This is a genomic window from Salinirubellus salinus, assembly GCF_025231485.1.
Taxonomy (GTDB): Archaea; Halobacteriota; Halobacteria; order Halobacteriales; family Haloarculaceae; genus Salinirubellus; species Salinirubellus salinus.
This window is the reverse complement of sequence record NZ_CP104003.1, coordinates 3,478,260-3,497,908: the sequence shown is the minus strand read 5'-3', so window position 1 is coordinate 3,497,908 and position 19,649 is coordinate 3,478,260. Positions and strand designations below refer to the sequence as shown.

Below are 19,649 nucleotides of genomic sequence, written 5' to 3'. Positions count from 1 at the left end.
GGTCAGGTGCGCTCCAGCGTCGCGCGCACGCCCCGGTGGTCGGACGCGTCCGGCCCACCGAACACGCTCGCGCCGGTGACCGCGAACCCCCGCACGAAGACGTAGTCGATGCGCTGGTACGGGTCGTTCGCGCTGTAGGTGTCCCCCGGCCCGTCGCCGGCGGCGGCCCACGCGTCGGTGAGCGTGTCGGTCATGGTGGCGACGGGAGCCTCGTCGGGCGTAGCGTTGAAGTCGCCGAGGACGACCGCTCGAGTCTCGTCGGCGACCAGTTCTGCCACACGCTCGGCCTGCGCGAGACGGACATCGCCCGCCGTCTCCAGATGGGCGCTGACGACCGGGAACGCCCCGTCCGGGTGCTCGACCGTCGCTCGCATCGCCACCCGGACCGCGCTGTCGGTCCGGGGGAGCTCGACCACGTCGACGTCCGAGAGCGGCCACGCCGAGAGCAGGGCCACGCCGTAGCCGCCCGTCGCGGTGTCCGGGCCGGGGTGCCAGTGGTAGCCCAGCGCCTCGGCCAGCCACCGGACCCCGTGGACGTGCCCGGCGGTGACGCGGGCCCCCTCAGTCTCCTGCAGGCCGACGACGCCGGCGTCCTGACCGCGGAGGAGGCGGGTGACCGCACGGAGGTTGTACTGTCCATCGGCGTCGACCCACTGGTGGAGGTTGTACGCCGCCACCCGGAGGCCGGTCGGGTCGGCGGTCGCTCGGGGGGTACGGAGGACCGCGCCGGCCACCCCGAGGACGCCGGCGGCGAGCCCGGCGAGGAGCGTCCGTCGGTCGGCGTCGGGCGGTCCACGCTCGACCGCGGGGACCGAATCACGCGCCGCGAGGACGGCCGCGACGACGACGACCACCCCGAGACCGAGGACGAACGCGGGTTCGCCACCCCGGAGGGCTGCGCCACCGGGGACGAACGCGAAGTTGACGGCGAAGGCGAACCCGACGACGGCGAGGAGGCCGGCGAACTGGACGGCGAGGACGCCGAGGCCGGCGCGGGCGGGGGTCGTCGTGCCGCGACCCGCGGTGCCGGCGAGGACGACGAGCGCCGCCAGCGCGGGGGCGAGCGCGACCACGGCGGGGACGCTCCCGGTCAGCAGGGTGGCTAGCGAGACGAGGAGGGCGAGTCCCCACGTCCCCGCGGCCCGTGGCGTGAGGAGGCCGCGAGTCTCGAGCCACGCAGCGCCCGCGAGGAGGCCGAGCGCTGCGAACGCGACCGCCGGGAGGTACGGTCTACCGGCCCAGCGGGCCGGCGTGACGGGGGCGCCGAGCCAGAGGACGGCGAGGAACACCGCCCCGACGAGCGGTCCGAGGTGGGTGCGCGACTCGACCGGTTCGGGGTCCGCCTCGCGCCCGAGCGCGGTGGTGACGGCTGCGAGAGCGAGCAGGAGTGCGAGCAGTCCGAACCGGCCCACCGTCGTCGCGTAGGCGGGCGTCGCGCCGGCGACCCCCCGCAGGGCGAGGACGGCCAGCAGACCGAGCGCGAACGCCACCCCCGTCCGACCGCGGAGCCGGGCCGCGTCGAGCGCGAGCAGGGGTGTCAGCGCTAGCCCCGCCAGAGCCGCCCCGAGCAGGGAGAGGACCGCCCCACCGAGCAACGAGAGCGCGACACCGCCGGCGGTCAGGCCGACGAGCAGGCCACCACCGGGTTCGCCCTCGGCCGGCCGCGCGGCGACCGGGAGCGTCCACCCGGTCAGCAGGAGGAGCGCGAGCAGCGCCGTCGCGTTCGGCCCCGCCGTCGAGAAGTTCAGGACGAAGACGCGGATGACGGCGTACTCGAGCGTGACGAGGAGGAGGGCGACGGCCAGCGTGGCGCGGGCGAACCTGTGCGTGTCGTTGCCACTCATACCACACGCTCACGCCACGGAGACAAAAGGGCTCGCGCCGCGGCTTCAGTCGACCTTCACGACCTGCTTGCCGATGTTCTCCCCCTCGAACAGGCCGAGGAAGGCGTCGGGCGCGTTCTCGAACCCCTCGACGACCGACTCCCGGTAGTGGAGTTCGTCGGCCGCGATCCAGCCGCCGATGCGCTCGAACGCCTCGGTCCAGTCCGGGTAGTCACGGACGAGGACGCCCTCGACGCGGGCACGGGTGGTGATGAGGCCCGCGAGCTTCCGTGGCCCCATCGGGACCTCGGTCGCGTTGTACTGCGATATCTGCCCGCAGACGACGACGCGGGCGCGGACGTTCAACTGCCGGAACACGGCGTCCGTGATGGGGCCGCCGACGTTGTCGAAGTAGACGTCTACCCCGTCGACGGCCTCGCGCAGGCGCTTGCCGACGTTCTCCGTCTGGTAGTTGATCGCGTGGTCGAACCCGAGGTCCTCGGTGAGCCACGCAGTCTTCTCGTCGCTGCCGGCGATGCCGACGACCTCGCACCCGCCGATGCGGGCGATCTGGCCGACGACGCTGCCGACGGCCCCCGCCGCACCGCTCACGACCACGGTGTCACCGGGCGTGGGTTCGCCTACGTCGGTCAGGCCGAAGTAGGCCGTCGCGCCGGGCATCCCGAGGACGCCGAGCGCGGTGGAGACGGGCGCGAGGTCGGCGTCGACCTGTCGGAGCGTGTGGCCGGGGACGACGGCGTACTCCGACCAGTAGAGTTCGCCGTTGACCACGTCGCCGGCCTCGAGGCCGTCGTAGTTCGACTCGACCACCTCGGCGACGACGCCGGCGCGCATCGGGTCGCCCACGTCCCACGGTTCCGCGTAGGACTCGGCGTCACGCATCCGGCCCCGCATGTACGGGTCGACCGAGAGGTACAGCGTCTTCACGAGCACCTCGCCGGGACCGGGGTCCTCGACGGTCGTCTCGCGGAGGTCGAAGTCGTCGCGCGTCGGTTCGCCCTCGGGGCGAGCGGCCAGGTGCCAGCGGCGGGTCTGGGTCGGCATACCCGCCGGTCGGCCGGTGGGGGTAAAGGGGTTCGCCCGCCGGCGGTCCGCGCGCCGGGGCGCGTCGGTCGCACGGACGCACGACCGGCTTACCTCCCGGTAACGTCGGGCTTTATCGCCCGAACCCCCCAACGGGGGGACATGCGAACGGACCCGAGCCCCGCGCGGTTCCGCGACCTGATGCTCGACGACGAACCCGCGCTCGAGGAGGTGATGGCGTGCGTGTTCGACGTCCAGGGCCACGAGGTCCGGACCTACCTCGCGCTGGTCGACCACCCCGGCAGCACGGTCGCCGAACTCGCCGACGTGGTCGACCGCGACCGGTCGAACGTGAACCGCTCGCTGAGCACCCTCCGCGAGAAGCACCTCGCCGAGCGCGAACGCCGCCTGCTCGACTCCGGTGGGCACGTCTACCAGTACACCGCCACGCCCGTCGAGGAGGCCCGCGAACTGATGCACCAGACCCTCGACGAGTGGGCCGCGTACGTCCACGACCGCATCGACGAGTTCGGCCGCGAGACCTGAGCTGCCCGTCGTTCCAGTCCCCGGCGCCGGAGCGTTCGCCTTTCTGTGAGACACGAGGTTTCGTGAGGTAACCTTATACTCGGGGGAGTCGACCTGGCACACATGAGCCAGCAGCCTGAACGGCTGGAGGTGTGGTGTGCCGGCGAGGAGTGGTGTGCGCTCACGTCGACGGCGACCATCCTCGGCCGGAAGTGGCACCCCGTCATCGTCCACCGGCTCCTCCGGGACGGTGCACTGGGGTTCAACGCGCTGAAAGAGGCGGTCGACGGGGTCTCCTCGAAGGTGCTGTCGGACAGCCTCGAGGACCTCGAGGAGCACGGTCTCGTGAACCGGGAGGTAGTGAGCGAGAAGCCGTTCCGGGTGCAGTACTCGCTGACCGAGCGAGGGGAGTCACTGGATCCGGTCATCTCGGCGATGCAGGCGTGGGGCAAGGAGCACCTCGCGGAGCCGCGGGACGCCTGAGGCGTGCTGGGGGTGCGGGTCCGGGTCGCTAGACGTGGGCGGCGAGCGAGACGGCGCGGCTCGACTGGAGCCACGCCCGGTGGTTCTCGGCGTCGTAGACCACGAGGTCACCGTCCGCGAGCTCGAGGGACGCGAACGTGGGCGGGGCGGGCGGGTCGTCGGCGTGTTCGGTCGGAGGGTCGTCGGCGTGTTCGGTCGGAGGGTCGTCGGTCGGCATGGTGTTGCGGTGGCGGCGTCGCCACGATACGACGTAACGTTCCGTAACCTAAGTACCGCCGGGGGCCGTGCGGCGGTGGTGCGAAACCGCCGGGACACGGGGGAACCATCAAGAGGCGAGCCGCCCTCCGATACGGGGATGAGTCCGGTCATCGAGGCGGGCGACTGCGCGACGGATGAACTGCTCGAACAGCTGCGCGAGGGCGAACGGGTCACCATCCGGACGCAGTTCCTCGGTAGCGACCACGAGGTGACGCTCCGCTTCGACGGCGAGACGTTCTACTGCGACACGCCGACCACGCTCCACAAGCACGACACGGAGGACGGGATGCGCGAGTGCATCCGGAAACACGGCTACTGCGCCACCTGAACGGCCGCGCACGACCCAGCCCACCAGACCCGTTTTAGGCCGACCGAAGGAGTGACCTACCTGCGGGCCTCATATCCAGTCAATGGGAACCCAGCAGGTCGAGCCGCTGGACGTCGACCGCATCCGGGAGGACTTTCCGATCCTCGACCGGGAGGTCAACGGCGGCCCGCTCGTCTACCTCGACAACGCCGCCACCTCGCAGACCCCGACGCGGGTGGTCGAGTCCATCAGCGACTACTACTACCGGTACAACGCGAACGTCCACCGCGGCATCCACCAGTTGAGTCAGGAGGCCTCCATCGCCTACGAGGAGGCCCACGACACCGTCGCGGAGTTCATCGGCGCGGACGGCCGCGAGGAGGTCGTCTTCACGAAGAACACCACCGAGGCGATGAACCTCGTCGCCTACGCGTGGGGCCTGAACGAACTCGGTCCGGGCGACGAGGTGGTCACCACCGAGATGGAACACCACGCCTCGCTGGTGACGTGGCAGCAGATATGCAAGCGGACCGGCGCCGAGTGCAAGTACGTCCCCATCACCGAGGACGGCTACCTCGATATGGACGCCGCCGCGGAGCTGATCACCGACGACACGGAGATGGTGAGCGTCGTCCACGCCTCGAACACCCTCGGGACGGTCAATCCCGTCCGCGAACTGGCCGACATCGCCCACGACCACGACGCCCTGATATTCGCCGACGCGGCCCAGTCCGTGCCGAACCGGCCGGTCGACGTGAAGGCCCTCGACGTGGACTTCCTCGCCTTCTCGGGGCACAAGATGTGCGGCCCGACCGGGTCGGGTGCGCTCTACGGCAAGGAACACGTCCTCGAGGCGATGGAACCCTACCTCTACGGCGGCGACATGATCGTGAAGGTCACGTTCGAGGACAGCCAGTGGAACGAACTCCCGTGGAAGTTCGAGGCCGGCACCCCCTCCATCTCCGAGGGCATCGCGCTCGCCGAGGCCTGCGAGTACCTCGACGACATCGGCATGGAGCGCATCCAGCGCCACGAGGAGCAGCTCGCCGAGTACGCCTACGACCGCCTGACCGAACTCGGCGACGTCGAGGTCTACGGCCCGCCGGGCGACGACCGGAGCGGCCTCGTCGCGTTCAACCTCGACGGCGTCCACGCCCACGACCTCGCGTCCATCGTCAACGACTACGGGGTGGCCATCCGCGCCGGCGACCACTGCACCCAGCCGCTCCACGACGTGCTCGGCGTGGGTGCCTCCGCACGAGCGTCGTTCTACCTCTACAACACGAGGGAGGAGGTCGACGCGCTGGTGGATGCCGTGGACGAGGCGCGCAGTATCTTCGCCTGAACCTTTTTCCGCTCGGGGTCGCCTGCGGCGACCCTCTCTCGCAAAAACGTCCTCAGAAATCTCCGATTTCTGATGGGCTGCGGGAGAGCTCCGCTCTCCCGAACGTTCATGAAAAAGGCGCCGCTCGCGGCGGGTGGGTGGGCTCGACCGCACCGCGGCAGCACCGCCACCGCACCGCTCGGTTTCGGTCAGGCCGTCGTTTGAGCCTCCGTAACGTCTTGTACGGTGGGAGATAGAGCCGTGGGTATGCACCGACGGACCTACCTCTCGGCGGCCATCGGCGTCCTCACCGCGACAGCCGGGTGTCTGGGCCGGTCCAGCGCGAGCGGCCCGCCCACCGTCTCCGGTGACGAACCGACCGTCGGACCCGGCCAGCGGGTGACGCTGACGGCCGAGGCGACGGACGCGACGGAGTTCCGGTTTCTCCCGCAGGTCCCCGAAGCGTACCACGAGTCCGTCTCGCTCGTGGAGACGGACGTCTCGCCCACGCCCTCGACACAGGCCGACAGTTTCCCGCCTATCTGGTACTGGGACCGGCCACGCGACGTGACCGGCGAACTGGTCGTGGAGGTAGCCAGCGACGCCCCCGACGGCGAGTTCGGCTACGACGTGTCCGTGGCGAACGAGGCGGACCGGGTGCGTGAGTCGTTCACCGTCAACGTTCGAGTCGCCTGACGCCCACGCGAACCTTATCTCCCCCTCCGGCCTTCGAGACGCCATGTCCTCCAGTGTGACCGAACGCGAGTCCGACACCGTCTACTGCCGCGAGTGCGGCGCGGAGATACTGAGAGCGGCCGAGATATGCCCCGAGTGCGGGGTCCGACAGCGCGCGCCGCCGAACTCGCAGGCCGTCGAGAGCCTGCTGGACGGCCGGAACCCCCTCGTCGCGGTGTTGCTCTCGGCGCTCTTCCCCGGACTGGGCCACGTCTACGCCCGCGAGGTGGAGATGGGGCTGTTCTTCGCCGTCTCGTTCGTGCTCTCGCTGCTCTCGCTGTTCGTGTTCGTCGGCTTCCTGCTCGTGCCGGCCATCTGGATCTACGCGGCCTACGACGCGGCCAAGACGGCCCAGCGCCGCGACGACGAACTGTCGCCACCTGCGGCGGCCTGAACCGGTCAGTCCTCGCGCTCCTCGGCCGCGTCGCCCGTCTCCACGGTCGGGTCGTCCTCACCCGGGAGCCCGTACACCCGGCCGAGCATCGCGACACCGACGACGGCGAGCCCCACGGCGCTCAGGAGTCTCCCCTCGAACCCCGCGAGCCCGGCTCCGAGCAGGGCCGGGACACCCACGAACAGGAACACGGTGGTCCCGGGTCGCCGGTCGAACGCGAAGTCGGCGAGCACGGCGAGCACGGCGACGAGGCCCGCGACGGTAGCGAAGGCCGCCACGGTACCGACTCCGTCGGCGGCGTCGATGGCCGCCAGCGCCAGCGCCGAGAGCCCCCAGACGAGCGTGAACGTCCCCGGTGCCGAGAGCCGAGTGCCGCCGACGGCCGCCACGCTCACGTCCGTCTCCTCGCCGGCCGGCTCCTCTGCCATCAGCGAGCCTACCGCCGGGGAGGTTATTGCCCTTGTGACGTGTCTCCGTGGGGATCCGGCGAGGGACGGGGCGCTACGCTTTTCCGGGGGACGCCCCAACTTCGCGTAACGATGGGAACGGGCTCCGACATGTACCGGCAGCAGATCCTCGACCACTACAAGAACCCGCGCAACTACGGGGAACTCGAGGACGCCACGTTCGAACACGTCGGCGAGAACCCGATGTGTGGCGACACGATCAAGATGTTCGTGCGGCTGGACGACGACGAGCGTATCGAGCAGGTGTCGTTCGTCGGCGACGGCTGTGCCATCTCGCAGGCCTCCGCGAGCCTCCTGACCGAGTCGCTCCACGGGATGACGCTGGACGAACTGGACGAACTCGACCGTGACGACGTGGTCGACCTCCTCGGGGTGGAGGTGACGCCGATGCGCCTGAAGTGTGCCGTCCTCGCCGAGAAGGTGGCACAGGACGGCGCCGCCATCCACCGCGGCGAGAAGGAGCTGGACGAGACGACGACCGAGTGAGTGCTGTCGCGGACTTTTGCTCCAGCTTTTGCGAGCGGCGAGGAACGAGCCGCGAGAAAAAGGTGGGGGCAGCAGGAGCTGGACGAGACGACGATCGAGTGAGCCGACCGGGGTCACCCGGCGGGTCGACGACCCCTCGACCGTCCGGTTCCCGTGAGTAACGTTTCGACTGAGCGACCATTTTAAGCCACTCGGTACCGTACCGCACGGTGCGATGAGCCAGAGTCACGAAGAGGCGGAGCGACGCGTCACCTTCGGCGAAGCGGTGTACGACGACGAGGGGAACGAACTCGGCAGCGTCCGTGGACTCGACGAACACGGCTTCTACGTGAGCACCTCGGACGGCGTCCTGGCCATGTCGATGGAACACGAGGCCAGCAGCAAGGCGGGGGTGAAAGAGCTCCACTGGCGCTGCTGGGAGTGTGGCGAACTCGGCAAACTGGAGGGGACCGACCTCCCAGAGACCTGCCCGTCCTGCGGGGCGGCGAAGGAGGAACTCTACTACTGGCAACAGGACTGAGTCGAGAGACGTGACTGTTTTCGTGGCGGGCGGCCACCCGCAGGTATGGACGTCCTCGTCTTCGGCGCCGGGAGCCTCGGGAGCCTCGTCGGTGGGTTACTCGCCCGCGCCGGCCACGACGTGACGCTCGTCGGGCGCGACCCACACGTCGCGGCGATCCGGGGGGCGGGCCTCCACGTGGGTGGCGAGTTCGACTTCACCGTCCACCCCACCGCCCGGACGACGGCCCCCGAACACGCCGACATCGCGGTGGTGACGGTGAAGGCGTTCGACACCGAGACGGCCGCCCGCGCCCTCGAGGGGGTGCCAGACGTGACCCTCTCGCTCGGCAACGGGATGGGCAACGAGGCCACGCTGGCCGAGCACCTCGACACCGTCCTCGCCGGCACCTGCACCTACGGCGCCCTGCGCCCGGAACCGGGCGTCGTCCACTGCACCGGCGTCGGCGAGGTGGTCCTCGGCCCGCGCGACGGGGGCGAGAGCGAGGCCGCAGACCGGGTGGGGCGGGCGTTCGCGGACGCGATGGTGACCACGGTCGCCGACGACATGCCCCGGCGGCTCTGGGAGAAACTGGCGGTGAACGCGGGCATCAACGCGCCGACGGCGCTCGCCCGGGTCGAGAACGGGGCACTCGTCGAGGGGCCGGGCAACGAGGTGGCCCGCGCCGCCGGTCGCGAGGTGGCTGCACTCGCCCGTGCCGAGGGGGTCGACCTCCCCGACGAGGCGGCCGTCGACGCCGTCGTACGGGTGGCCGAGGCGACGGCCGCGAACCACTCCTCGATGCTGCAGGACGTGGCGGCCGAGCGGCGGACGGAGGTGGACGCCATCACGGGCTACGTCGCCGACCTGGCGCCCGAGCGGGGCGTCGAGACGCCCGTGAACGCGACGCTCGCGTCGTTGCTGCGGGCGTGGGAACGGGAGCGCGGCCTGCGCTGAACCTGCGCCGACGGTCAGGAGCGCCCGACCACCAGCAGGGCCGCGCCGCCGCCGACGGCCAGCGCGAACCAGTAGGATGCGACCCGGTAGACGAGCGCGATGGCGAACGCCGCCGCCGCGCCGACGGGCGTCAGCGCGACGAGCAGGCCGACGAGCGCCACCTCCACGCCCACGAGGCCACCGGGCGAGGGCGTCAGGCCCGCGAGCGTCGAGGCCGGGACGATGAACAGCATCAACAGCGGGTCGACCGGGAGTTCGAGCGCGAGGCCGGCGAAGTACAGCGGCAGCGCGAAGAACACCCAGCCGACGTAGGCGAAGAACACCGCCTCGACGAGCGCGGCGGGGTCCTGCGCGATGCGGCCGAACGCGGTGTAGAGGTCGTCGATGCGCTCGCGGACCCCCTCGACGCTGAGGCGCGAGGTGCGGCGCGCGACGGGTGCGACCAGCCGCACGACCCCACCCCGGACCTTCTCGCGGAACCACCACCCTGAGACGGCGATGGCGGGGACGCCGACGGCGAGCGCGAGCAGGCCGAACGCGAGCGGCCGGGTCGCCTCCGGCAGCTCCGCTCGCAGCAGGAGGAACGAGAGCCCACCGGCCGCGAACGTGAAGAACGGCAGGAGGTTCAGCAGGTCCGCCGTCACGACGCTCGCCAGCGAGTCCTCGTAGGACGCGCCCGTGTCGCGGGAGAGCACGTAGGCGATGAACGGCTCGCCGCCGGCCTGCCCGAGCGGGGTGACGTAGTTGGCGAACGTGGCGGCGAAGTAGGTGACGACGAGCTGGCCGAACGGCACCTCGATGTCCACCTCGCGGAGCACGACCTGCCACGCCTTCGCCCAGCACCCGAGACAGACGAGCGTGGAGACGCAGGCGACGGCCACCCAGCGGAGTTTCGCGTCCGCGAGCGTCTCGGCCAGCTGGTCGATACCCAGCCCCGTCGCCACGAGGTAGAGCAACACCGCCGCGACGAGGAACCCGACACCGGTCTTCGCGAGCGTCTCGCGCGTGGCGAATCCCCCGAACCCGTCCCCGGCCATCGACTACTCCACGTACCCGAGGTCCTGCAGACGCGCCTTCGCGTCGTCGCTCATCGCGTCCAACCCGTCCCCGTCGACGTCCATCGAGTCCCAGTCCCCGCCGTAGCGGTCCTCGAACGCCGCGAGCGTCGCCTCCACCTCGGCGACGACCTCGTCCTCGTCGGGCGAGACGGGGTCGGTCTCGCCGGGGTCCGAGTCGACCCGGTAGGCCTCGTCGGCGATGCGCTCGTTGCGGATGTACTTCCCGTCCGTGCGGCGGGCCGCGCGCATCCGGGAGTAGTACCGCGAGTCCTCCGCGAGCGTGATCCCGGCCTCCCGCGCCTTCGTCTCCAGTTGCTTCAACTCGACCACGGGCCGGTGGTACTCCACGAAGCCGTACTCGCCGTCGGCGAACTCCCGGTAGTCGGCCGAGAGGAGCGAGCGCGTCTCGTCGAACGGCTCGCCGAGCGCCTGCGCGTCCGTCGCGTCGAGGACGGTGTGGTACAGGTCCAGCAGTTCGACGGTCCGCTCCTCGCGGCCCGATTCGAGGTCTGGGTCCTTCACGATGAGCGGGACGTTCACGAGCGGGTCGTAGATGCAGAACTCGTGGCCGTAGAGGCCGTGTTCCCCGTGGAGTTCGCCGTGGTCCGCACAGACGACGACGGTGGTGTCCTCCCACTTGCCGTTCTCCTGCATCCACTCGAACAGGCGCGTCAGTTGGGCGTCGATGTGCCGTATCTCGGCGTCGTAGAGCCCGCGGATGTCCTCGAACTCCTCGTCGCTGATGTCGCGCGCGCCGGAGTTGTACTCCTTCGAGTTCTGGCACACCTCGGTTGGGTCCACCCCAGGCGCGAACTCCTCGCGGTACTCCTCGGGCGGGAAGACCGGGAGGTGCGCGTCCATGAGGTTGACGAACGCGAAGAACTCCTCGTTGGCGTCCATGAACTCGATGGTCTGGTCGACGACCTTCGGCGTCTTCGAGTCGGCCCCCTCGCCGTCGGCGAGGTACTCGTGGACGTCGTTGCCGAGTTCGACGAGGCGGTTCGCCACCTTCCGCAACCGTGGCGAGTCGTTGACCTTCTGCCAGAGGTCCGCCAGCGTCCCCGAGAGGAAGTCGCCGGGCATCACCTCGAAGAAGTTGTCCTGCGAGTCGAACCCGGCCGTGAGGCGGGTGTAGGGCGTGATCCACGCGTTCGAGGAGTAACACGCCGTGGCGTAGCCCGCGTCCGAGACGGACTGGGCGAGCGTCCCGATCTCCTCGGGGAGGTACGGGTCCTCCTGCGTCGCCTTGTGGTCGCTCGGGTAGAGCCCGGTGAACATCGAGGCGTGCGAGGGGAGGGTCCAGGGCGCCTGTGCGACCGCGTTGTCGTAGACGCGAGCCTCCGCGGCGAACTCGTCGAGGCCCGGCGTCGTCGGCCGGTCGTAGCCGTACGGCGTCAGGTGGTCCTTCCGGACCGTGTCCATGACGACGAACAGGACGTTCCGGCCGGGGTCGGTCATGTGCGGTGGGTCGCGGTGCCGGAGAATAAATCCCGTGATACCGTCGGCAGTGGGGTAGCGATTCCGTGATAGGTCACGGTGGTGACGGTGTCGAGCGGGACGACAGCGGCGGACGAGGGCGGACGCACGACTCTCGGGGGGAGAATCGAGGGAGGATGGCGCGGCTCTAGAACGGCGCCTGCGGGCCTTCGTCGTCGTCGCTGCTGGACTCGCCGGGGAACGACGGGGACATCGGGCCGCCGCCCATCCCGTCGCCGGAGCCGCCACCGCCGCCGCCCATGCCGGTGTCGGCGTGGACCGTGTTGATCTCCGGGATCTCCTGCACCATCCGGGACTTGATGGCCTGGATGGTCATCGGGGAGATACCACAGCCCGAGCAGGCACCGCCGAGCATGACGGTGACCTCGCCCGTCTCCATGTCGAGGTCGCGGATGGCGGCGCTGCCGCCGTGCATCTGGATCTGCGGGAAGTTCCGGCGCAGGAAGTTGCTGACGCGCTCGCGCAGGTCCTCCTCGCTCTCCGCTTGGGTGCTCATGGTGGCGCTTGGGGATGGAACGGCTTATGCGTTCTCCTCGGGGGGCTCGCGCAGGCCGAACTGGACCTCCAGTTCCTCGGCCAGCGTCTCACGGTAGTCCGCCAGCATCGCGTCCAGTTTCGACTCGTCGACGACCACGCCGGCGCTCTCCACGCGCTGGGCCGGCGTCGGCTCCGCCGGGACGTCCACGCGGAACGTCTCGCGTTCGTCGTCCCAGAATGGCTCCGACTCGTTGAGCACGAACTGGTCGACGGCGTGGACGAGCGTGGAGTCGTAGCCGAGGTCCTCGCGCATCCGACCGAACGCAGCCTTGTACGCCTGCTGGAGCTGGGTGAGGTGGTCGCGGTACTTCTCCTCCTCGAACCGCTCCGGGTCGAACTCGCTCATTGGACGGTGGTGGGTGACTGACGGGCAAAAGTGCGGTGGGTCTACCCGGACAGGCCGCGTGGGTCGCACCACCGGACGAGGGACACGGCCGGCGAGGGCCGCGGCGCGAGCAACGCCGCGTGCCCGAGTCGGGGGAGGGGAGGCACGGCGTGTGCGCCCTCGTGGGCGCACGGGCACGACGGCTGTGCGGTCCACTCCGTACCGCGCGAGTCACCCTGCTCCCTCGGGCAGCGACCGACGCACGACCGCCGGTCGACTCGAATCGTCTAGGCCGCCATCCCCTCGTTGTAGGGGACCTCCAGCAGCCGCGACCCGCACTCGTCACACGAGGCCGCGACCACCTCGTAGGACCGACAACAGGACGCGACCGTCTCCTGTCCGGCGACCACCGGCCCGCCACAGTCCGGACAGGTGTCGAGGAAGATGCGCAGGCCGCCGAGCAGTTGCGAGCGGGTCTGCGTGGGGAACCGTGTCCAGTCGTCGAGCCACACGGGGAGTTCCCGACCGGCTGCCAGGTCGGCGAGGAGCGCCGCACGCGACTCCCACTGGCCGACGCGGGTCCCGTCGACGAACGCCGAGAACGCGCCCCCGGCGTGCTCCTCGAAGGTCACGCTCTCGGGGGCGACGTCCAGTTGCCCGGCGAGTTCCTCGCGCTCGGCCTCGCCCTCCCGGAGCGCCGACATCCGGCCGCGCCACGCCTCGCGGAACCCCTCGGCGAGACAGAGGTCGTCGACGTCCGCGCAGGGTTCGACCACACCCCCGTCGACCAGGAGCGTCTCGGGGTCGACCGGGCCGTCGTAGGCCCCGGTGTCGTCGTCGACGAGACCGCTCGCCCCCGGCTCGGGCGCCTTGTCGAACCGCGCCAGCAGCCAGTCGGGGAAGTAGCGTTTCGTCAGTTCGGGCGTGCCGGGGACGAGGTAGCCACGGAGCCAGATGGCGAGCGCCGAGACGACGAGGACGGCGACGGCGAGGCCCCCCGCGACGGCGAGGCCGCCGACGAGCGCCAGCCAGCCGGAGCCGACGACGGCCGCGAGGACGAGCGCGATGGCGGTGTTGGCGAGCGTGCAGGGGACACACCGGTTCTCGCCCGTGTACTCCGGCCGCCGGAGTCGAGCGAGTGGGCCCTGAGTCATACCTCCGGCTAGACGTGCACCGACAAAACGTCGGCGGCGCTCGGGGGCCGCGTGAGGGTGACAACCGGAGTTATTTGTCAACCGGGGCGGGAGTGCGGCGCATGGACAGAACCTACGAGTCGGTACAGGCGGCGCTGGACCCGACCACACGTAAGGCCGAGACGATGGGCGAGGCCATCGCGGCGGCGCGGTCGGTCCGGCCGGACGCCCCGTATCTCACGTTCGCCGAGACGGGCGAGACGTACACCGTCGCCGAGATGGACGACTGGGCGACCCGCGTGGCCGGCGGCCTCGCCGACCTCGGCGTCTCGAAGGGCGACCGGGTGGGACTCTACCTGCGGAACTCGCCGGCGTTCGTCGCGAGCGTCTACGCCTGTGCGAAACTCGGCGCCGTGCAGGTCCCCATCAACCCCGACTACCGCGAGCGCGAGGTCCGCCACGCGTTCGAGACGGCCGGGCCGGTCGCCTGTCTCGTCGGCCCCGACACGGACCACCACCAGAACCTCGGGGCCGTCGAGGGGGAGTTCGACGCCTTCGAGCACTGCGTCCTCGTCGAGGACGCCGTCGCGGAGCCGGTGGACGAGCCCGAACCGCTCGTCGACTGCGCGCTCTCGGTCCACCGCTTCGCCGACCTCGACGGGACGGTACCCGACGTCGACGTTGGGCCGGCGGACCCGTTCACCATCATCTACACCTCGGGGACGACCGGCCTCCCCAAACCCGCCCTCCTCCCGCATCGCTCGTACCTGCTCTCGGGCAAGTCGTTCCTCCCGGCGCTCCCCGACGAGGACGTGAACTACAACCCGTTCCCGCTGTTCCACGGCAACAACCAGTACTACTCGATGGTCGGGCCGCTGCTGGCCGGCACCGAGTGGCTCCTCGGCCGGAAGTTCACCGCCTCGAAGTTCCGCGAGTACGTCGACCGCTACGGAGTCACCTCGTTCAACATCCTCGGCGGCACCCCGAAACTCCTGCTCTCGACGTACGACTCGTTCCCCGAGACGACGCTGGAGGTCGCCATCGGCCCCATCGGCACCGAGACGTGGGACCGGTTCGCGGACCGCTTCTCGCTGCGGGTCCTCCAGATATACTCCCAGACGGAGTCCCCGACGCTGCTGATGAACCACCCCGAGCCCGGGAAGGTCCGGAAGGGCGCCATCGGCAAGCCGATGTTCCCGGACCGCGGTCACGAGGTGACCGTCCTCGACCGGGACGGGAACCCGGCGCCCGCGGGCGAGGAGGGTGAACTCACCCGCACGGACCCCGGCGCGATGCTGGAGTACTTCCAGATGCCCGAGAAGACCGAGGAGACGCTCCGCGACGGCCGCATCTTCTCCGGCGACGTCGTGCGCGTCGACGAGGACGGCTACTGCTACTACGTCGACCGCGTGAAGTTCATGATCCGCCGGTCGGGCGAGAACATCGCCCCCCGTGAGGTCGAGGAGGTCATCGACGAACTCGAGGGCGTCGAGGAGTCCGCGGTGATACCGGTCCCCGACGACCTCCGCGGCGAGGAGGTGAAAGCGATGGTCAAGCGCGCGAGCGTCGACGGCGTCACCGAGCGCGACGTGGTCCGGCAGGTCGCCACGACCCTCGCCGCGCACAAGGTCCCGCGCTACGTCGAGTTCGTCGACTCGTTCCCGAAGACGCCGAGCGAGCGCATCCAGCGCGTGCAGTTGGCCGAGCAAGAGAAGGAACGTGACGAGTTCGGCTGGGACCGCGAACGGGAGTATCCGGACTGGGCGGACGCGGTGTAGGGCGGGTCAGTCCTCGCTGGACGCACGCACGCTCCCACCGTCGCCGCCGGAGGTGAGTCGTGCGCCGGCCCACTTCGCCACCGTGGTCGCGCCCAGTCGGTCCCGGACCGTCCCGAGGATGCCGTTCGGGACGTAGAGGACGAACAGGACGAACAGGATGCCGATGTAGAGCGCGGCGTGGCCGTTCAGGAACGCGCCGATACCCTCCTGGACGGTCAGCCCACCGATGGTCTCCGTCTGCAACACCCCCTCGGGCAGCGTGTTCCGGAGGTACGGGAGCAGCCCCCCACCGGCCCCTTCCTTCGACAGGAACTCCCGGACACTCTCGTCGAAGAGACGGCCGTAGAGCGGCCCGGCGAGGGTGCCGAACCCGCCGATGATGGACGCGAGCAGCGCGTCGCCCGTGACGAGGAAGAACAGCGAGTTGTCCGGCGACACCGACCGGCGGACGCCGGCGAACAGGCCGCCGGCGACGGCGGCGAAGAACGCGCTCACCGCGAACGCGGCCAGTTTGTACCGGAACGGGTCGTATCCCACGGCCTCGGCACGCTCCTCGTTCTCGCGGATGGCGACCATCACGCGCCCGAACGGGGAGTGGACCAGCCGTTGCATCGCGAAGTAACACACGAGCACGACCAGGCCGGCCATGAAGTACGTCACCTCCGTCGAGGAGAGGTTCACGACGCCGAACAGCCCCTCTATCGAGTCACCCGCGAGGCCACCGATGGCGAGGTTCAGCGCGTCCACGCCGGGGATGCCGACGTTGAACGACGGCGCCACCGCGTCCGGCGGGCCGACCACCGCGGGGCCGTCCCGCGGCGAGGAGCCCACGTAGTCCCAGTCGCGGACGAACACGTAGAGCACCTGCGAGAACCCGAGCGTGATCATCGCGAAGTAGACGCCCGAGAGGCGGAACGAGACGACGCCGATGAGCAACGACAGCACCACCGCCAGCACCCCGCCCAGCACCACCAGCAGGAGGAACGGCGCGTCGTAGGGCACCAGCGGCACCTTCCCGTTGGCCGCGAGGACGACGAAGTACGCCCCCGTGCCGTAGAAGACGGCGTGGCCGAACGAGAGGTAGCCGGTGTACCCCGAGACGAAGTCGAAACTCATCGCGAACAGACCGAAGTAGAGCACCGCCGTCATGGTGTCCACGTCCGGCAGGAACATCGTCGCCTCGGCGGCGACCGGCGACGAGAGCAGGAACGCGTGGACGAACGGGTACACCGCGAGCAGGGCGACGACGACGAGGTGCGGGACGTGCTCGGCGGCGTACTGTCGGGGCCACGAGAGGCCCGTCCCGTAGTCTGTCGGGCGGTCGGACTCGGTGGCGTCGGCCGTCTCGGTACCGCCGTCGGCCTCCGTCCCGCGGCTCGCGTGTCGTTCGCTCCGCTCACTCCCGCTCGCCCGCTCCGAGGACTCGCTACGCTCGTCCTCGCGGCTCAATGCCCGCCCACCTCCGCTAACCCGAACAGCCCGCGCGGTTTCACCACGAGCACCAGCACGAGGATGGCGAACACCACGACTTCGGGCAGGAACGTCAGGTCGACGACGTTGATGAACCACCACGTCGTCACGGCGTCGGCGAGCCCGACGATGAGCGCGGCGTACACCGTCCCGCGGAAGGTGCCGAGTCCGCCGACGATGACGACGACGAACGCCGGCAGCAGCGTCTCCGCCGCGAGCGGCACGCTCGCGCCCCAGTTCTTGTCCCACATCAGGAGCATCCCCGCGACGCCCGCGATGCCGGCCCCGAGCGCGAACACGACGGTGAACACCCGCCGGACGTCGATACCGAGCGCCTCGGTCATCTCGCTGTCCTCGCTGCCGGCCCGGACGACGAGGCCGTACCGGGTCCGGTTCAGGAACGCCCAGACCGCGACGACGGTGGCGACGCCGAACAGGATCTCGAACAGCGCCAGCCCCCGGACGGAGGCCAGCCCCAGATCAACCGGGTCGGTGAACCACGTCGGCTTGGTGCCGAGCGCGGCCTGCCAGTCGGCCACGGGCTGGATGTCGTAGAACAGCGTGACGATGCGGACCAGTTCGTCCAGCACCAGCGTCACGCCGAAGGTGAGCAGTATCTGGTAGATCGGTGGGCGGTCGTACAGCGGCCGGATGAGCCCGACCTCGATGACGCCACCGAGCGCCGCCAGCACGCCGAAGACGACGAACAGACCGACGAAGAACACCGCCAGCCGCGTCCCGTTCGGCGTCCCCTGCGAGACGGTCAGCACCATGATGAGGCCGCCGAGGTACGCACCGATCATCGTCAGCGAGCCGTGCGCGAAGTTCAGCACGCCCATCAGCCCGAAGATGAGGGTCAGTCCCGTGGCGATCATCAGGAACAGCGCCGACTTCGCCAGCCCGTCGACAAGCACCGAGAACAGCGTCGAGGGGCGGAGGAACTGCCCGAGGCCGTCGACGAGCGACTGGGCGACGACGAGGTCGATGCCGAGGCCCGTCATGCCGAGAGGTACCTCCGGAGTTCCTCGTCGTCCGGGCTCACACCCTCGGTGGAGCCCTCCTTGACGACCTGCCCGTTGTCGAGCAGGTAGAAGCGGTCCGCGAGGTCCATCGCCAGCGGCAGGTTCTGCTCGACGAGCAGGATGGTCGCCTCCTCGGCGGCCGCGGCGATGGCGTCGGCCACGTCGGCCACGATCTGCGGGGCCAGTCCCTCGCTCGGTTCGTCGACCAGCAGGAACTCGTTGTCGCCGACGAGCCCGCGAGCGATGGCGAGCATCTGCTGCTGGCCGCCCGAGAGCGCCCCGGCTTTCGCGCTGCTTCGCTCGTCCAGCGCCGGGAACGTCTCGAACGCCCGGTCGATGGCCGCCTCCACGTCACCGCCCTTCGGCACCGCGATACGGATGTTCTCGGTGACGGTGAGTTCGGCGAACATCCGGCGTTCCTCGGGGATCCAGCCGACGCCGCGCGAGGCCACCTCGTGAGTCCGGAGACCGACCAGTTCCTCGCCGCGGTAGCGGATGGAGCCGCGACGAGGCGGCGTCAACTGGAGCACGGAGCGGAGCGTCGTCGTCTTGCCGACGCCGTTCCGGCCGATGAGCGCGACCGTCTCGCCCTCCTCGACGGCGAGCGAGACGCCCTCGAGGATGTGGCTCTCGCCGTAGTAGGTGTGGACGTCCTCGACGGTGAGGAGGGGGTCGGTAGCGGCGTCCACCGCCGTGCCCGTGTCCGACCGACTGCTCATGCGACGCTCCCCTCCTCCGAGCCGGTGTCCGATCCGGACCGACCGGCCGTCCCCGGCTCGTAGCCACCGAGGTACGCCTCCTGCACGGTCGGGTCGCCCCGAACCTCGCTCGGCGGCCCGTCGGCGATGACGCTCCCCCGGTCGAGGACGACGATGTGGTCGGAGACGTTCATCACGATGTCCATGTTGTGCTCGACGAGCAGGACCGCGTGGTCGTCGGCCACGTCCTCGATGAGGTCGATGATGTCACCGACCGACTCGCTGGAGACGCCGGCGTTCGGTTCGTCCAGCAGGAGGACGTCCGGGTCGCCGGCGAGCGCGATGCCGACCTCCAGTTGCCGTTTCGCGCCGTGGCTGAGCGTCTCGGCGACGGTGTGGGCCTCGCCGTCCAGCCCGACCCGTTCGAGGATGCGGTGGGCCTCCTCGGCGTAGTCGGTGAACGCGTTGACGTTGCGCCACGCGCGCATCGAGTCCTCGCCGTGGGCCTGCGCGGCCACGCGGACGTTCTCCAGCACCGTCGAGGTGGGGAACAGGTTCGTCACCTGGTACGAGCGGTGGACGCCCAGCCGGGCCGTCCCGTGGGGGGCGGCCTCGGTCACGTCGCGCCACTCGTCTCCCGCCCGGAGCTCGATGGTCCCCTCCGTGGGCTCGAGCACGCCGGTCAGCAGGTCGAAGAACGTCGTCTTGCCGGCCCCGTTCGGCCCGATGAGCGACGTGAGCTCCTCGTCCAGCTCGAAGTCGACGCTGTCGACGGCGGTCAGCCCACCGAACCGCTTGGTCAGCCCGGCCGTGCGGAGCAACGACATCG

23 protein-coding genes are annotated in these 19,649 nt (G+C 70.2%); 10 read left to right on the top strand and 13 right to left on the bottom strand.

Annotated features, from left to right (window positions below):
• Nucleotides 1-2 precede the first annotated feature (2 nt).
• Nucleotides 3-1,844, bottom strand: coding sequence for an endonuclease/exonuclease/phosphatase family protein (locus N0B31_RS18415; RefSeq protein ID WP_260593074.1), 1,842 nt, complete (start codon nucleotides 1,842-1,844; stop codon nucleotides 3-5).
• Nucleotides 1,845-1,889: 45 nt separating this feature from the next.
• Nucleotides 1,890-2,888, bottom strand: coding sequence for an NADP-dependent oxidoreductase (locus N0B31_RS18410; RefSeq protein WP_260593073.1), 999 nt, complete (start codon nucleotides 2,886-2,888; stop codon nucleotides 1,890-1,892).
• Nucleotides 2,889-3,029: 141 nt separating this feature from the next.
• Here N0B31_RS18410 and N0B31_RS18405 point away from each other — a divergent pair, with 141 nt between their 5' ends.
• Both N0B31_RS18405 and N0B31_RS18400 read left to right on the top strand, forming a co-directional pair.
• Complete coding sequence (locus N0B31_RS18405) at nucleotides 3,030-3,413, top strand: helix-turn-helix domain-containing protein (protein WP_260593072.1); 384 nt, start codon at nucleotides 3,030-3,032, stop codon at nucleotides 3,411-3,413.
• Between the two features lie 102 nt (nucleotides 3,414-3,515).
• Entirely contained in the window at nucleotides 3,516-3,875 is a 360-nt protein-coding gene (locus N0B31_RS18400; RefSeq protein ID WP_260593071.1) for a winged helix-turn-helix transcriptional regulator, read from the top strand.
• A 28-nt stretch (nucleotides 3,876-3,903) separates the two neighbouring features.
• On the opposite strand, the gene N0B31_RS18395 is transcribed toward N0B31_RS18400, so the two are convergent.
• Complete coding sequence (locus tag N0B31_RS18395) at nucleotides 3,904-4,092, bottom strand: DUF7331 family protein (RefSeq protein ID WP_260593070.1); 189 nt, start codon at nucleotides 4,090-4,092, stop codon at nucleotides 3,904-3,906.
• Between the two features lie 138 nt (nucleotides 4,093-4,230).
• Between N0B31_RS18395 and N0B31_RS18390 the strand changes: the two genes are divergently transcribed.
• The 4 genes from N0B31_RS18390 to N0B31_RS18375 all read left to right on the top strand — a co-directional run bounded on the left by N0B31_RS18390 (nucleotide 4,231) and on the right by N0B31_RS18375 (nucleotide 6,893).
• Entirely contained in the window at nucleotides 4,231-4,461 is a 231-nt protein-coding gene (locus N0B31_RS18390) for a DUF8001 family protein (protein ID WP_260593069.1), read from the top strand.
• 82 nt (nucleotides 4,462-4,543) lie between these two features.
• Nucleotides 4,544-5,785, top strand: coding sequence for an aminotransferase class V-fold PLP-dependent enzyme (locus N0B31_RS18385; protein ID WP_260593068.1), 1,242 nt, complete (start codon nucleotides 4,544-4,546; stop codon nucleotides 5,783-5,785).
• Between the two features lie 246 nt (nucleotides 5,786-6,031).
• Nucleotides 6,032-6,460: a hypothetical protein gene (locus tag N0B31_RS18380; RefSeq protein ID WP_260593067.1), complete on the top strand. Its 429-nt coding sequence runs from the start codon at nucleotides 6,032-6,034 to the stop codon at nucleotides 6,458-6,460.
• A 43-nt stretch (nucleotides 6,461-6,503) separates the two neighbouring features.
• Nucleotides 6,504-6,893: a zinc ribbon domain-containing protein gene (locus N0B31_RS18375; protein ID WP_260593066.1), complete on the top strand. Its 390-nt coding sequence runs from the start codon at nucleotides 6,504-6,506 to the stop codon at nucleotides 6,891-6,893.
• A 5-nt stretch (nucleotides 6,894-6,898) separates the two neighbouring features.
• On the opposite strand, the gene N0B31_RS18370 is transcribed toward N0B31_RS18375, so the two are convergent.
• The gene (locus tag N0B31_RS18370) at nucleotides 6,899-7,321 is read right to left on the bottom strand and encodes a hypothetical protein (protein WP_260593065.1); all 423 of its coding nucleotides are present in this window, start codon (nucleotides 7,319-7,321) and stop codon (nucleotides 6,899-6,901) included.
• Nucleotides 7,322-7,432: 111 nt separating this feature from the next.
• On the opposite strand from N0B31_RS18370, the gene sufU reads away from it, so the two are divergent.
• The 3 genes from sufU to N0B31_RS18355 all read left to right on the top strand — a co-directional run bounded on the left by sufU (nucleotide 7,433) and on the right by N0B31_RS18355 (nucleotide 9,302).
• The gene (gene sufU / locus N0B31_RS18365) at nucleotides 7,433-7,846 is read left to right on the top strand and encodes a Fe-S cluster assembly sulfur transfer protein SufU (RefSeq protein ID WP_260593064.1); all 414 of its coding nucleotides are present in this window, start codon (nucleotides 7,433-7,435) and stop codon (nucleotides 7,844-7,846) included.
• 214 nt (nucleotides 7,847-8,060) lie between these two features.
• Nucleotides 8,061-8,366, top strand: a complete 306-nt coding sequence (locus N0B31_RS18360; RefSeq protein WP_260593063.1) for a DUF7130 family rubredoxin-like protein — start codon at nucleotides 8,061-8,063, stop codon at nucleotides 8,364-8,366.
• A 45-nt stretch (nucleotides 8,367-8,411) separates the two neighbouring features.
• Nucleotides 8,412-9,302 carry a ketopantoate reductase family protein gene (locus N0B31_RS18355; protein WP_260593062.1) on the top strand — a complete coding sequence of 297 codons (891 nt, stop codon included), beginning with the start codon at nucleotides 8,412-8,414 and terminating at the stop codon, nucleotides 9,300-9,302.
• Between the two features lie 14 nt (nucleotides 9,303-9,316).
• Here N0B31_RS18355 and N0B31_RS18350 read toward each other — a convergent pair whose 3' ends face one another.
• From N0B31_RS18350 to N0B31_RS18330, 5 genes are all read right to left on the bottom strand, one after another.
• Nucleotides 9,317-10,339, bottom strand: a complete 1,023-nt coding sequence (locus tag N0B31_RS18350; protein ID WP_260593061.1) for a lysylphosphatidylglycerol synthase transmembrane domain-containing protein — start codon at nucleotides 10,337-10,339, stop codon at nucleotides 9,317-9,319.
• Nucleotides 10,340-10,342: 3 nt separating this feature from the next.
• Nucleotides 10,343-11,818 carry a sulfatase gene (locus N0B31_RS18345; RefSeq protein ID WP_260593060.1) on the bottom strand — a complete coding sequence of 492 codons (1,476 nt, stop codon included), beginning with the start codon at nucleotides 11,816-11,818 and terminating at the stop codon, nucleotides 10,343-10,345.
• Between the two features lie 166 nt (nucleotides 11,819-11,984).
• Nucleotides 11,985-12,353 carry a NifU family protein gene (locus N0B31_RS18340; RefSeq protein ID WP_260593059.1) on the bottom strand — a complete coding sequence of 123 codons (369 nt, stop codon included), beginning with the start codon at nucleotides 12,351-12,353 and terminating at the stop codon, nucleotides 11,985-11,987.
• A 24-nt stretch (nucleotides 12,354-12,377) separates the two neighbouring features.
• A complete protein-coding gene (locus N0B31_RS18335; RefSeq protein WP_260593058.1) occupies nucleotides 12,378-12,740 on the bottom strand; it encodes a DUF5783 family protein in 363 nt (120 codons plus the stop codon).
• A 266-nt stretch (nucleotides 12,741-13,006) separates the two neighbouring features.
• On the bottom strand, nucleotides 13,007-13,873 hold the full coding sequence (locus N0B31_RS18330) for a DUF8054 domain-containing protein (protein WP_260593057.1): 867 nt from the start codon (nucleotides 13,871-13,873) through the stop codon (nucleotides 13,007-13,009).
• Nucleotides 13,874-13,974: 101 nt separating this feature from the next.
• Here N0B31_RS18330 and N0B31_RS18325 point away from each other — a divergent pair, with 101 nt between their 5' ends.
• Complete coding sequence (locus tag N0B31_RS18325) at nucleotides 13,975-15,630, top strand: class I adenylate-forming enzyme family protein (RefSeq protein ID WP_260593056.1); 1,656 nt, start codon at nucleotides 13,975-13,977, stop codon at nucleotides 15,628-15,630.
• A 6-nt stretch (nucleotides 15,631-15,636) separates the two neighbouring features.
• On the opposite strand, the gene N0B31_RS18320 is transcribed toward N0B31_RS18325, so the two are convergent.
• The 4 genes from N0B31_RS18320 to N0B31_RS18305 all read right to left on the bottom strand — a co-directional run bounded on the left by N0B31_RS18320 (nucleotide 15,637) and on the right by N0B31_RS18305 (nucleotide 19,641).
• A complete protein-coding gene (locus N0B31_RS18320; RefSeq protein ID WP_260644022.1) occupies nucleotides 15,637-16,803 on the bottom strand; it encodes a branched-chain amino acid ABC transporter permease in 1,167 nt (388 codons plus the stop codon).
• Between the two features lie 272 nt (nucleotides 16,804-17,075).
• On the bottom strand, nucleotides 17,076-18,101 hold the full coding sequence (locus N0B31_RS18315; protein ID WP_260593055.1) for a branched-chain amino acid ABC transporter permease: 1,026 nt from the start codon (nucleotides 18,099-18,101) through the stop codon (nucleotides 17,076-17,078).
• Nucleotides 18,098-18,841 carry an ABC transporter ATP-binding protein gene (locus N0B31_RS18310; protein WP_260593054.1) on the bottom strand — a complete coding sequence of 248 codons (744 nt, stop codon included), beginning with the start codon at nucleotides 18,839-18,841 and terminating at the stop codon, nucleotides 18,098-18,100. The genes N0B31_RS18315 and N0B31_RS18310 overlap by 4 nt, the downstream gene beginning before the upstream one ends.
• Entirely contained in the window at nucleotides 18,838-19,641 is an 804-nt protein-coding gene (locus tag N0B31_RS18305) for an ABC transporter ATP-binding protein (RefSeq protein ID WP_260644021.1), read from the bottom strand. The genes N0B31_RS18310 and N0B31_RS18305 overlap by 4 nt, the downstream gene beginning before the upstream one ends.
• Nucleotides 19,642-19,649 lie beyond the last annotated feature (8 nt).